This window comes from Methanoculleus methanifontis, from assembly GCF_030464365.1.
Taxonomy (GTDB): Archaea; Halobacteriota; Methanomicrobia; order Methanomicrobiales; family Methanoculleaceae; genus Methanoculleus; species Methanoculleus methanifontis.
In genome coordinates, this window is sequence record NZ_VCYI01000006.1 from 120,809 (window position 1) to 134,368 (window position 13,560).

Below are 13,560 nucleotides of genomic sequence, written 5' to 3' on the forward strand. Positions count from 1 at the left end.
TTAGGAAAGAAAGGATTATACAGGAGTATGCTTTTCGGCTCTTCCGGCATCCGGCAGGAGTTCGGCCCCGGTCTCGTCGACCTCGCGCTCCGCATCGGAGCGGCTATCGCAGCCGGAGCCCCGGGGATCGCCGTCGGCCGGGACACCCGCACGACCAGCGAACTGCTTGAGCACTGCGTCGTCTCCGGGATGCTCTCGGCCGGCGCAAGCGTCTATTCCTGCGGCATCGCGCCCACGCCGACGGTCGCGCACGCGACGCGGCAGACGGACGCGGGATGCATGATAACCGCCTCTCATAACCCCGAGTCCTACAACGGGGTCAAACTCCTCAACCCCGACGGGTCGTCGTTCACTCTCCGGCAGCAGGCGGCGATCGAGGATGCAATCGAGAAGACGCACTGGAAGAACTGGGACGAACAGGGGCACGTCCAGTCGATAGACGCGGTGGACGCGCACCAGGAGGCAATCCTCGATAAGGTCAGTTTTTCCCGCCCCATCACCGCCGTGCTCGACTGTGGTAACGGTGCCGGAAGCGTCATCACCCCCGACCTCCTTGCCGCGGCCGGGGCGACCGTGATCGGCCTGAACTGCAACGTCGCAGGCAGGTTTGCCCGGCCGTCGGAACCGCTCGAGGCAAACCTCCCCTACATCGGCGAGATCGTCCGCAAGCGGGGAGCCGCGTGCGCGGTGATCCACGACGGCGACGCCGACCGGATGATGGCGTTCGACGAGCGCGGCCGCTACATCGACGGAGACCACCTCCTCATGCTCTTTGCGAAATATCTCGACCGCAAGCGCGTCGTCACCACCGTCGACGCCTCGATGGCGATCGAGGAGGTCGCGGAAGTCCGCCGCACACCGGTCGGTGACAGTTTCGTCTCCGAAGAACTCCTCTCCTGGGGAGACTTCGGCGGCGAGGCGTCGGGGAGCTGGATATTTCCCCAGCATTCCTACTGCCCGGACGGGGTCTACGCCGCGGCCCTCCTCTGCGAGATCGCTTCGGAGTGGTCGATCGCTGAGGAACTCGACCGGATGCCCCGCTATACCCTTCTGCGGGAGTCGTATCGCATCGCCTCCCCGCGGGAGGTCATGACGGGGATGGGAGCCGATGAACCGACGCACGGAGTCCGGTTCGAGGATGAAGACGGCTGGTACCTGATCCGGGCAAGCGGCACCGAACCGAAGGTCCGGATCACGGCCGAGGGAAGAACACCCGCAAAGGCGAAAGAGATGCTTGAAGCGGGGCATGCCGCCCTTGAGCGGGCAAACCATACTCTGGAGTAGATATATGCAGTGTGTCGTACTGGCAGCAGGAGAGGGGAAACGGATGCGGCCCCTGACCACCCGGCGCCCGAAGGTGATGCTTCCGATCGCGAACCGCCCAATGATGGAGCACCTGGTCGTCGCGGCCCGCGACGCGGGAATCACCGACTTCACCTTCGTCGTCGGATACTTCGAACGCGAGATCCGGAACCACTTCGGGGACGGCAGCAGCCTCGGCGTGAATATCACCTACGTGACCCAGCGCCACCAGCTCGGCACCGCCGACGCCCTGCGGGCGACGGCAGGGATGATCGACGAGCGGTTCCTCCTCTTGAACGGGGACATGATCCTCAAATCCGACGATATCAGGAAATTCTGCCGGATGGATGCTCCGTGCGTGGGGATTCACGAGACCGACCACCCACAGGACTACGGCGTGGTGACCATTGAGGGAAACCGCATCACCGGTCTTGAGGAGAAGTCCGAGGAGCCGAAGAGCAACCTGATCAACGCGGGCGCCTACCTCTTCGAACCCGGCATCTTCGACCTCCTTTCGGGGCTCAAGATATCGGGCCGGGGCGAGTTCGAGCTGACCGACGCGCTCGACACCTATATCAGGGAAGGGACGCTCAGAGCGTATTCGCTCGCCTACTGGCTCGATGTCGGGCAGCCATGGGATCTCCTCGACGCAAACGAAGGGCTTCTCGCCTCGCTCCGCCACGAACGGCACGGAACCGTCGAAGACGGATGCACCGTCCCGGAGACGGTCAGCATCGGGAAAGGGACAATCATCCGGGCCGGAACCTATATCGAAGGCTCCTGCGTCATCGGCGAGAACTGCGTCATCGGCCCCCACGCCTATATCCGGGGCTCCACCGCGATCGGGGATAACTGCCACATCGGGCACGCGACGGAACTCAAGAACACCATCGTCATGCCGGGGACGAAGATTCCCCACTTCAACTACATCGGCGACAGCATCATCGGGAGCGGGTGCAACTTCGGAGCGGGCACCAAGGTCGCGAACCTCAGGCACGACAACGGAGCGGTGAAGGTCTGCGGGAAGACTACCGGGCGGAGGAAGTTCGGCGCCATCATCGGCGACGACGTCCTCTTCGGGATCAACTGCTCGGTCAACGTCGGGAGCCTCGTCGGCAGTGGTACCCGGGTGGCTCCCCACTCTCTCGTTGAAGGGTGCATCGAGGACAATTCGATAATCAGGTGATATGATGCAGGCAGTCATTTTAGCAGCGGGAGAAGGGAGCCGTCTGCGGCCGCTGACGAGAAGCAAGCCCAAGGCCATGCTCCCGGTCGCAAACCGGCCGATCATCGAGTACGTCATCGATGCACTCCTGGAGAACGGGATCCGCGACATCGTGGTGGTGGTCGGGTATCGCAAAGAGGAGGTCGTCCGGCACCTCAACAGGCTCGACGCTCCGATCCAGGTCGTCGTCCAGGAGCGGCAGCTCGGGACCGCTGATGCTCTCCGGGCGGCCGAGCCGGAGATCACGGAAGACTTCCTGGTTCTTCCCGGCGACAACTACATCAACGCCGAATCGATAGCCCGGATCAAGGAGGAGCGAAACGCCATGCTCGTCGCCGAGCACCCGAACCCCTCGAACTTCGGGGTCGTGGTGATCAGGAACGGCATCGTCCGCGAGATCGTCGAGAAACCCGAAGACGCCCCGACGTTCACGGTATCGACCGGCGTCTACTCCTTCACCCCCGACATCTTCTCCTACCTCCAGACAAACGAGATCCCCGACGCAATCGCCGCCATGATCGCGTCGGGCCGGCGGATACGGGCGATCCCGGCAGACGACTGGCAGGACGCCGTCTACCCCTGGGATCTCCTGAAGATGAACAGCCGGATGCTTCGGGGGATCACGCCCGGGATCGCGGGGGCGGTCGACGCATCCGTCATCCGCCGGGGCGCCGTGCGTATCGGCACCGGGACGACCGTGGGACCGAACACCGTGATCTGCGGCCCCGTCACCATCGGGAACAACTGTACCATCGGGCCGAACACCGTGATCATGCCCGACACGAGCATCGGCGACGGGGTGGTGCTCGAACCGTTCACCTACGTCGCCGACTCGCTCGTTATGAGCGACGTTACGATCGGGTCGCATTCGAGGATCGTCTCGGCGGTCTTCGGCCAGGGGTGCATCCTTGCCGACCACACCACCACCTACCCGTCCACGACCCTCCTTGAGGTCGGAGATCGCATCCAGAAGGAGGAGTTCGGTGCAGTCCTCGGCGAGGGAGTCCGCGCGGCACCATTCACAACGTTTAAGAACTGTATCGCCGGTAACAGTGTCACCGTCGGGGAGGGGAAGACGGTGATCGGCATCCTCGAGGACGGCACGCGGGTGATGTAGATGTGCGGAATCGTCGGCTATATCGGGAGACGGGATGCAACGCCGGTCTTGATCCAGGGGTTGAAGCGGCTCGAGTACCGGGGCTACGACTCCTTCGGCATCGCGACGGTCGGGAGCGCAATCGAGGTTTACAAGAAGAACGGCCGCATCTCGGACGGTGAGGCCGGGGTGGTCGGTCTACGGGGATGCACCGGGATTGGACATACCCGGTGGGCCACCCACGGCGAGCCGAGTGACCTCAACGCCCACCCGCACACCGACTGCTCGGGCAGGATCGCCGTGGTGCACAACGGGGTCATCGAGAACTACGGCGAACTGAAGCGGCAACTCGCAGGACGCGGCCACACCTTCAGGTCGGAGACCGACACCGAGGTGATCGCCCACCTCATCGAGGAGCACTACGACGGCGATCTCCTCGCGGCGGTCAACGCGACCCTCCCCCTGCTCCGGGGCTCGTATGCTGTCCTCGCGATCGCGGAGGACACCCCGCAGATCGTCGCCGCACGCGACGCAAGCCCGCTCGTCCTCGGCGTCGGAGATGCCGAGATCTTTGCCGCCTCGGACATGACACCGCTCCTCGAGTACACCGAACGCGTGATCTTCCTCGAAGACGGCGACGTCGCCGATCTCGCGCCCGGCCGCTACACCGTCTACCACGGCGGCCAGACAGTGGAACGCCCGATCGAACTGATCAACTGGTGCGTCGAGGACACCCGGAAGGGTGGGTTCGCCCACTACATGCTAAAAGAGATCTACGAGCAGCCCCAGTCCTTCTACGAGACCATCAGGGCGGGCATCGACGAGCACGTGCGGCAGATGGTCATGGAGGCCGACGAGATCACGCTGGTCGCATGCGGGACGTCCTACCACACCGCCCTGGCCTTCAAGTACCTGGCCGAGCCGCTCTGCAACATACCGGTACGGGTCGAGATGGGATCGGAGTTCAAGTACTTCACCCCGCCCCTCCGCGGCCTCGCGATCGCGGTCTCGCAGTCAGGGGAGACGGCGGACACGATCGCCGCCCTGAAGATGGCGAAAGCCCGCAACTGCCCGACGCTCGCCATCACCAACATGCAGGGGAGCACGGTCACCCGGGTTGCAGACGAGACCCTCCTGATGCGGGCCGGGCCCGAGATCGGCGTCGCCGCGACCAAGTCCTACACGGCGCAGCTTGCGGCGCTGATGGAGATCGTCAACCTGCGCTGCGAGGGGGCGTTCGACGACGTCCTCTCGCACGCGCACCTGGCCATCGGCGACGTCCTCCTCCAGGACATCAACGAGGCGGTCGCCCTCTGTTCAAAGGCCGAGCATGTCTTCTTCGTGGGAAGAGGGGCGTTTTACCCGGTCTCGATGGAAGGCGCCCTGAAGATGAAGGAGATCAGTTACGTCCACGCCGAGGGGTATGCGGCCGGAGAACTCAAGCACGGCCCGTTTGCCCTGCTCACCCCCGAGACGCCGGTGGTCGCCGTCTGCACCCCGGGGCCGACCTACGGCGTGATGGCCTCGAACATCAAGGAGATGAAGGCACGGAAAGCCCCGGTCATCGCTCTCGGGGTTGCCGGGGATACGGAACTCGCCGAGATCGTGGACATCTTCATCCCCATTCCGAACACACACCTTTTGGTGCAGGTGCTGACCGCGTCGGTCGTCCTGCAGCTGCTGGCCTACCACACCGCGTGTGCCCTGCAGCGGGATGTCGACAAGCCGCGAAACCTGGCAAAGAGCGTGACCGTTGAATGATTGAGTATGGACGTAACGCCCTCGGCGAGGGGGCGACGATATTCGAGCCGGTGACCGTCGGGTTTCCCTCCCGCGACCGGATGGGAGAGAGCGACTACCCCGGCACCACCATCGGGAGGGGCGCCGTCCTCCGGTCGGGCACGATCATCTACTGCGACGTCGTGATCGGCGATGCCTTTCAGACCGGCCATAACGTGCTGATCCGCGAAAAGACGACCATCGGCGACCGCGTGGCGATCGGGACAGCAGCGGTGATCGAGGGCGACTGCACTATCGGCGACGACGTCCGGCTCCAGAGCCTGGTCTACGTCCCCACCGGCGCCCGGATCGGCGACCGGGTCTTTGTCGGCCCGAACGCCGTGCTGACGAACGACCGCTACCCGCCCGGCCCGCACGAGTCTCTCCGGGGGCCGGTGATCGGGGACGATGCCGTCATCGGTGCGAACGCGACGATCCTCCCCGGCGTCACCGTCGGTGAGGGTGCGTTCGTCGCCGCCGGTGCGGTGGTGACGAAGGATGTTCCGCCGGGAATGCTCGCAGTGGGAACTCCCGCACGGTTCCGACCGCTCCCCCCTGAAGCGAGGCGGTGCCGGTGAAGATCCCCGTCGCCCGCCCGCTCGTCGGCGAGGAGGAGATCGCGGCCGTTGCCGATGTGATGCGGTCGGGGATGCTGGCCCAGGGGTCGGTCGTTACGGAGTTCGAGTCACGGTTCGCGGACTACTGCGGTGCCGCCCACGCCGTCGGCGTCAACTCGGGAACCGCGGCGCTCCACGCGGCCCTCCTCGCCGCCGGTGTCGAACCGGGGGACTCGGTGATCGTTCCGGCGTTCACGTTCTTTGCGACAGCGTCAAGCGTCTCGATGTGCGGGGCGACACCGCTCTTTGCGGACGTCGATCCGGAGACGTTCAACATCGACCCTGACTCGGTCGGGGCCCTTATCCGGCCCGACACCCGGGCGGTCGTCGGGGTCCACCTCTTCGGGCAGCCGTTCGACGTCGGTGCGGTTCGCGAGGTCTGCGACGACCACAACCTCGTCCTCGTCGAGGACGCAGCCCAGGCGCACGGCGCGGAGTACCACGGGAAACGGGCGGGGAGCCTCGCCGACCTCGCCTGCTTCTCGTTTTACCCGACGAAGAACATGACCACCGGCGAGGGCGGCATGGTCACGACCGACGACGATGCCCTTGCGGAACGCGTCCGGCTCCTCATCAACCACGGCCAGAGCCAGAAGTACCTTCACTCGGCGATCGGCTACAACTACCGGATGACGAACATCGACGCCGCGATCGGCCTCGTGCAGCTCGGCCGGCTCGAGGGCTTCAACGAGCGCCGGATCGCGAACGCCCGGTACCTCGACCGCCACCTCGCGGGCACGGGGCTCGCGACGCCCTGCGTCGCACCGGGCGTCCGGCACGTCTACCACCAGTACGTCGTGAAGGTTCCCGGCGATTATCCGCTCTCAAGGGACGCGTTCATGAACGCTCTCGCAGAGCGGGCGATCGGGACCGCCGTCCACTACCCCATCCCCGTCAACCGGCAGCCGGTCTACGAGAGCGAGCCCGCTTCCTGCCCGGTATCGGACAGCCTCGCGGCATCGGTCGTGAGCCTGCCCGTTCATCCGGCGGTGACGGACGAAGAACTGGCGTATATCTGCGATATGGTGCGAGAACTCCAGACCCCATAAGCCACTAACCTACGATAACGATGAACATCCTCCTCGTCTCCACCCAGGACTACATCCACCACCCGATCCCCTCGAGGCACCACAACATCTTCGAGGAGCTCGCGACACGGCACGAGGTCCACGTGCCTCACTTCCACGTCAGCCGGGGCAAGGAGCGCGAGACCCTTCTTCACGTCCACGAAGCGACGCGATTTCCCGTCGAGAGCCCGTTCCTTCACTATACCCTGAACGCACCCCGCCACCACCGGGTCATCAGCGAGATCATCCGCGACCACGATATCGACGTCGTCGTCGGGGCTCACGTTCTCGCGGGGACGGCGATGGTCAAAGCGGCGAAGAAGTCCGGCGTGCCGGTGATCTTCGACCTCAAAGACTGGTTCCCCGACTCCGCCGCCGCCTACTACAAAAACCCTGCCGTCAAGTGGCTGCTCCGGGAAGGCGTCCTCAATATCACCCGCTACAACCTGGACCACAGCGACGTCGTCACGACGGTCTCACCCGGACTCGTCGAGAAACTCCGCCGATACGGCTACGAGGCCGAACTGATCACGAACGGCGTCGACACCGACCTCTTCCGCCCGACCGACGATGGGGCGATGCGCTCGGCACTCAATATCGCCCCCGACGCCTTCGTGCTCGGGTTTGCGGGGGCGGTCGAGCGGTGGTACGCCCTCGACGAGGTGATCCGAACGTTCCCACAAGTCCTCGAGCGGCACCCCAACGCAGAACTCCTGATCGTCGGCGGTTCGCTCTTCACCGATTACCTGGACGAACTGCGGGCGCTCGCTGCCCGGCTCGGGATCGCTGGCAGAGTACACTTCACCGGTGCCGTCGACTACCCTGACCTCCCCGACTACATCGCGCCGATGGACCTCTGCCTCATCCCGCTCTCTCCACCCCAGTGGATCGATATCGCGCTCCCGAACAAGTACTTCGAGTACTCGGCATGCGGAAAACCGATCCTCTCGACCCCCATCCCCGATATGCTCCGGATGGGCGGCGACCATATCGCCGTCTACCGGAATAAAGTTGAGTTCCTCGAGCGGGTCGACGAACTGGCTCTCGCCCCGGGGCGGTGCCCGGCCGGGGTGGAGGAGCACAGCTGGAAGAAGAAGGCGGAGGCGTTCGAGAAGATCTTTGAGCAAGTGACGGGAACACGCTGAAATCCACCCTTTTTCCGGCGCCACAGATACGCCAAGGTTATTAATGGTTCGAGGGAAACAGATTCTTAACAAGGAGTGTCCGATGGCTCAGATGGATCTCAAAAAGTACCAACCCTACATCATCATTGGTATCATCATCCTGTTTGCCCTGCTCACGCTCTGGACGCGGGGCATCCCTTCGGAAGGTCTGGTGACCGCCGAAGGTGTCAATCTCCTCGGCAACGACCCCTGGTACAGTCTCCGCCAGGTGGAGCAGAGCGTCGCGAACTTCCCGAACTACGCCTGGTTCGATGCGATGACGTTCTACCCGACCGGCGACGTCGTCTACTGGGGACCGCTCTTCGTTCAGATCGCAGCAGCGCTCTGCGTCCTCACCGGCGCGGCGACGCGCCCCGAGATCATGCTGGTCGCGTCCTGGGTTCCGCCGCTGATGGCCGTCGCGATGGTCCCGGTCATCTACCTGCTCGCGAGAAAGATTGCCGACTGGAAGACCGGCCTCATCGCAGCGGGCCTGATTGCGGTCATCGGCAGCAACTACGCCTACCGATCCCTCTTCGGGTTCGTCGACCACCATATCGCGGAGACACTCTTCTCGACGATCTTCGTCCTCGCCTACGTCGTGGCGCTGCTCGCGGCACGCGACCGGCCGCTCTCCCCGAAGAATGTTGAAACCCTGAAGATCCCGGTTATCACGGCGGCTCTCGCCGGTGTCGCGTACCTCCTCGGGTTCTTCAACATGCCGACGATGGTTCTCTTCGCACTCATCGTTGTAGCCTTCACTCTGGTCCAGTTCATCCTCGACTTCTTCCAGGAGAGATCGAGCGAGTATCTGGTTCTCGTAAACGCCGTTGTCTTCGGTGTCGTCATCATCGGGGCGGCGGCATTCGGCTTCCCGCACTCTGGACTCGGCCTCTCCCTGTACAGCGTCGGGCACGTCATTGCTTACGCCGGCCTCATCGCAGGCACGCTCGCGCTCTACGGGCTCTCGGTCTTCCTGAAAGACCGCCCGAAGTACTACTATCCGGCCGCGCTCGCGGCCGTCGCGGCACTCGCCGTCGCGGTGCTCTACTTCGCCCTGCCCGACATCTACAACCTCCTGATATCGAGCCTCATCTCCTTCTTCGGTGAGCGACCGGTCACCACGACCGTCCAGGAAGCCCGGGCCTGGTCGTTTGCCGCCGCCTGGGCGACGTTCCACTGGGGCCTCGTCCTCGCGGCCGGCGGGGCCGTAGCCCTCCTCTGGCAGAACCTTGAACGGGTGAACCCGGCCCACGTCTTCGTCCTGATCTGGTCGGCGATCATCCTGGCATCGACGGCCGCACACGTCCGGTACGAGTACTACCTCGCAGCAAACATCGCCCTGCTCGCAGCAGTCTTCGCAGGCGCGGTCATAAACGCGACCTGGAAAGACGTCGGGCGCCTCCTCGGGAGAGGGAGCGGCAGCAAGGCTACCCCCGCACCTGAGGCCATCGAGAAGCAGGAGATGCCAAAGAAGGGCAAGAAGGGTGGCAAGGCTCCCGATACCCGGAAGACGAAAAACCCCAAACGGGATCAGCCCGATTATCTCAAAGTCGGAGCGCTCGCCGCGGTCGTCGCTGTCACGCTCCTCTTTGCCGGGACATCCCTCATGGGGAACATCGCTCTCGCCAACAGCGCGAAGTACGGCGGCATCGACTCGGAGTGGATGGAGGCGCTTGAGTGGATGGGCGAGAACACCCCCGACCCCGGCGTCGATTACTACGCGATCTACGACAAAGAGACCTTCACCTACCCCGAAGAGTCCTACGGCGTCATGTCCTGGTGGGACTACGGTCACTGGATAACCTTCATCGCCCAGCGGATCCCGAACAACAACCCCTTCCAGCACGGGGTCTCCGGACCGAACGGCTCCGCGACCTACCTCGTCTCGACCGACGAAGCGGCCGCAAACCAGATCCTTGACAACATCGGCACCCGCTACGTCATCACCGACATCCAGCTCGACACCTCAAAGTTCCACGCCCCGGCAACCTGGGCAGACCCCGACGTGGGGCAAGAGCCCTTCCAGCCCTACTTCCTCCTCCCGGAGAGCGCGGGCTCGACGAATTACCAGGCGGTGCCGTTCAACACCCAGGAATACTACCTGACGATGGTCTCCCGGCTCCACAACTTCGATGGGTCCATGACCGATCCGACAGAGGCATCGGTGATCTACGCCGAGTACCTGGAACCGGCCGCGGCGAACACCTCCCTCCCGGTCATCACGCGCACAGTGCAGATGAACGCCACCGCAGGCGCGGCCGCGGTGGAAGCCTACAACAGAGATGCGCCGGCGGGGTCGGGTGCGACGCTCCTGAACATGTATTACCAGTTCCAGGGAGACTCGATCCTCCACCCGCTTGAGCGGGTGCCGGCGCTCCAGCACTACCGGCTCGTCCACGAGACGCCCCGGAACGTCTACGGCAACGTCGGTGAAGGCGGGCCCGATCTCAAGACGGTCAAGATATTCGAGTACGTCCCCGGAGCCACCATCAGGGGCGAAGGGATCATCGAAGTCCCCATCGTCACGAACACCGGCCGGGAGTTTACCTACCGGCAGGAGAGCGTGAACGGCACGTTCGTCGTCCCATACGCAACGTCCGGGTGGTCGGGCGAGGTGAAGGCGACCGGTCAGTATCGGATTGCGGACACCGGCCAGGCGTTCGACGTCACCGAAGAGGATGTCCAGCAGGGACGCACCATCAACTGACGAGGATGCGGTCTTCAGTCATCTACGGTGACGTCTTTACCAGGCACGACATGGAGGCTCACCCCGAGTCGGGTGCCCGGTTACGGGCGGCCCTCTCGGGGATCCCAAAAAACGTGAGGTGGCGTGCTCCCGTCCGCGCCACCGAGACCGATCTCGCGCGGGTTCACGACCCGCGATACATCAGGTGGGTGCGGGAGATGGCGACGGGGACCTGTTTTCTGGACGTGAACACCTACGTCACCTGCCACTCCTTCGATGCCGCATCCTACGCCGCCGGGTCGACCTTTGCGGCAGTGGAGCGGACACTCGACGGCGAGCACCTCTTCGCCCTGGTCCGTCCCCCGGGCCACCACGCCGAACCCGACCGGGCGATGGGGTTCTGCATCTTCAACAACGCCGCCGTCGCGGCGGCGAAAGCACTCCAGTCGGTCGACCGGGTGGCGATCCTCGACTGGGATCTGCACCACGGCAACGGCACCCAGACGGCTTTTTACGGGAGCGACCGGGTGCTCTACTGCTCGGTGCACGAGGAGAACAGTTTCCCGAAGACCGGGTGGGTGGACGAGATCGGCACCGGGAGAGGCCGGGGGTATACCCTCAACGCCCCTCTTCGCGCGGGCTCGACCATCGCCGATTACGCGCAGGTCTTCGAAGAAATCTTTGTCCCGGCAATCGCCCGGTTCCGCCCCGACGTCCTGATCATCTCGGCCGGGCAGGACAGTCTCGCCGACGACGAGCACGGGCGGATGAACCTCGAGCCCGAGGACTACGGCGTGCTTGCCGGGATGCTCGTCGACGGCACGGATCTCCCCCTTGCGCTGACGCTTGAGGGGGGCTACGGCCCGTCGATCGGGGAGGCGATCCGCGCAATATTCGAGGCCCTCGCAGGGAAGCGGTTCGAGCCTCCGGAGAGGCCGCTGAACCGCGGCACGGAGAGGGTCGTGGATCTCCTGAAGAAGGTCAGGTTCTGTTAAGCAGCCCCTTTCGACAGGCAAATAGGCCGTCGCATTTCGCGTGAGGACGTATCATCACTTGTAAAACAGTTAACTCACGCGAAGCCGCGAAGAACGCGAAGATCGGTGTATATGAGAGCAACTCTCCTTCGAAGCCTGATGGCTTCTCATGCTCCTGCCCTTCGGCCAGTCGCACTTCGAAGCCTGATGGCTTCTCATGCTCGCTACACTCGCACTTCGCACCTGGCGGGGCTCATGCTCCTGCCCTTCGGCCAGTCGCACTTCGCGGCTTCGCGCCTTCGCGTGAGACTGCATCACTCCAGTACGCCGTTCACTCACGCGAAGAACGACTTCCCCTCTGGGGAAGGCGTTTGAGAAGCCGTAGGCTTCGAGCCGCGAAGAGCGCGAAGAACTCAAACGCCTGAAGCGCGTTACCCCTGCGCCGGCCGCTTCCGGTCGGGGTCCATATAGGAGACCTCGAAGCCCGGGACGATGACCCGGACCACCGGCACCGCTGTCTTTGAGAGGTCGCAGACGCAGACCCTGTCTGTGTGGGGGCCGATCTCCTTGAGCGCCTGCTGGATGTCGAGGTCGAACCGCCGGGTGCTCGCATCGGGGACGGCGGTGATATCGACGGCATCCGCGTCGGCAAACCACATCTTGTTGATCCGCTTCAGCCGCTCGTATCCGGCCTTCCGGATGATCATCTCCCGCTGGGGGTCGGTGCGGCCGCCCTGCAGGTAACTCCCCCGGCTCTGGGCGACCTCGGTCAGGGCGCGGAGCGCGGCAATCTCCGGGGAGAGATGCGTCCCCGAACCGATGACGAGCATCGCCGGATCCTTCGTGACGGTATCGTCCGCGGCTGCCGCGACCGTGGGGATACCGGTCTTCCCGTCGAGCAGCCAGAGGTGGATATCGATCCCGTTCTCCTCGAACCGATCGATGACCTCGCGAGCGGCGCACTTCTTCTCGATGACGAGGCGGCGGCCGAGGTCGCGTTTTGCGTCGGCGACGCTGAGCGCGTCCCGCTCGATCACCTCAAAGAGGGCGTGCAGGATCGCCTCCTCGATGACGTTCCCTGATGCCAGCCCGTTCGTATCGCTCCGAAAGAGCGGGATCGCCATGCCGAGCGAGTCGTAGGGGTGGAAGACAGCGTTGCTCGGGACGTAGGTCTCCTCGTTATTCAAGAGATCCCATGCCGGCGTCCAGTGAACCTTCTCCCCCTGTTCGAACTCCCGGGGGAGGAGGAGGTCTTCGGGATGCACCGCCCTTCTCGGGCCGATCTCCTCGTACGTCGCGTACTCCATCCGGTCGCCCCGGTACTCGGCACAGTAGCGCTCGAGCGCCTCCATCATCGCCGAGACACGGGCGTGAACCGGCTCCTTGCCTTTTCCCGCGTGAACACGAGTCGCTCCCCGGGCCGCTCCCGGCCGAACCGCCGTAAAAACCGGGATCCCGATACGGTCGAGTGGTGTGACGTCGATGATCTCGGTGACGCCGATCTCCGTCATCAGCGGTTCCACGGCGGCACGGGTCTCCTCCGGAGACCGGGAACGGTGGGTTCCATCAAAGTATAGTTTCTCTACCGGACGAATCGTGATTGCCATTGAAGATACCTTGGAGGTGATACCTTAATAGTATGGCAGAT

At 64.1% G+C, this 13,560-nt stretch carries 10 protein-coding genes; 9 read left to right on the forward strand and 1 reads right to left on the reverse strand.

What is annotated here, in order from left to right; genetic code table 11:
• Positions 1-27 precede the first annotated feature (27 nt).
• The 9 genes from glmM to FGW20_RS06230 all read left to right on the forward strand — a co-directional run bounded on the left by glmM (position 28) and on the right by FGW20_RS06230 (position 11,933).
• The gene (glmM, locus tag FGW20_RS06190) at positions 28-1,284 is read left to right on the forward strand and encodes a phosphoglucosamine mutase (protein WP_301677213.1); all 1,257 of its coding nucleotides are present in this window, start codon (positions 28-30) and stop codon (positions 1,282-1,284) included.
• 4 nt (positions 1,285-1,288) lie between these two features.
• Entirely contained in the window at positions 1,289-2,488 is a 1,200-nt protein-coding gene (gene glmU, locus FGW20_RS06195; protein ID WP_301677214.1) for a bifunctional sugar-1-phosphate nucleotidylyltransferase/acetyltransferase, read from the forward strand.
• Position 2,489: 1 nt separating this feature from the next.
• Complete coding sequence (gene glmU / locus FGW20_RS06200) at positions 2,490-3,644, forward strand: bifunctional sugar-1-phosphate nucleotidylyltransferase/acetyltransferase (RefSeq protein WP_367617925.1); 1,155 nt, start codon at positions 2,490-2,492, stop codon at positions 3,642-3,644.
• Positions 3,645-5,384: a glutamine--fructose-6-phosphate transaminase (isomerizing) gene (glmS, locus tag FGW20_RS06205; protein WP_301677215.1), complete on the forward strand. Its 1,740-nt coding sequence runs from the start codon at positions 3,645-3,647 to the stop codon at positions 5,382-5,384.
• Entirely contained in the window at positions 5,381-5,980 is a 600-nt protein-coding gene (locus FGW20_RS06210; protein WP_301677216.1) for an N-acetyltransferase, read from the forward strand. Before glmS ends, FGW20_RS06210 begins: the two co-directional genes overlap by 4 nt.
• On the forward strand, positions 5,977-7,068 hold the full coding sequence (locus FGW20_RS06215; RefSeq protein WP_301677217.1) for a DegT/DnrJ/EryC1/StrS family aminotransferase: 1,092 nt from the start codon (positions 5,977-5,979) through the stop codon (positions 7,066-7,068). The genes FGW20_RS06210 and FGW20_RS06215 overlap by 4 nt, the downstream gene beginning before the upstream one ends.
• Before the next feature lie 20 nt (positions 7,069-7,088).
• On the forward strand, positions 7,089-8,231 hold the full coding sequence (locus tag FGW20_RS06220) for a glycosyltransferase (protein WP_301677218.1): 1,143 nt from the start codon (positions 7,089-7,091) through the stop codon (positions 8,229-8,231).
• 82 nt (positions 8,232-8,313) lie between these two features.
• The gene (locus tag FGW20_RS06225) at positions 8,314-10,959 is read left to right on the forward strand and encodes an oligosaccharyl transferase, archaeosortase A system-associated (protein ID WP_301677219.1); all 2,646 of its coding nucleotides are present in this window, start codon (positions 8,314-8,316) and stop codon (positions 10,957-10,959) included.
• A 5-nt stretch (positions 10,960-10,964) separates the two neighbouring features.
• A complete protein-coding gene (locus tag FGW20_RS06230; protein WP_301677220.1) occupies positions 10,965-11,933 on the forward strand; it encodes a histone deacetylase family protein in 969 nt (322 codons plus the stop codon).
• A gap of 410 nt (positions 11,934-12,343) precedes the next feature.
• Here FGW20_RS06230 and FGW20_RS06235 read toward each other — a convergent pair whose 3' ends face one another.
• Entirely contained in the window at positions 12,344-13,519 is a 1,176-nt protein-coding gene (locus tag FGW20_RS06235) for a YcaO-related McrA-glycine thioamidation protein (protein WP_301677221.1), read from the reverse strand.
• Positions 13,520-13,560: the final 41 nt, after the last annotated feature.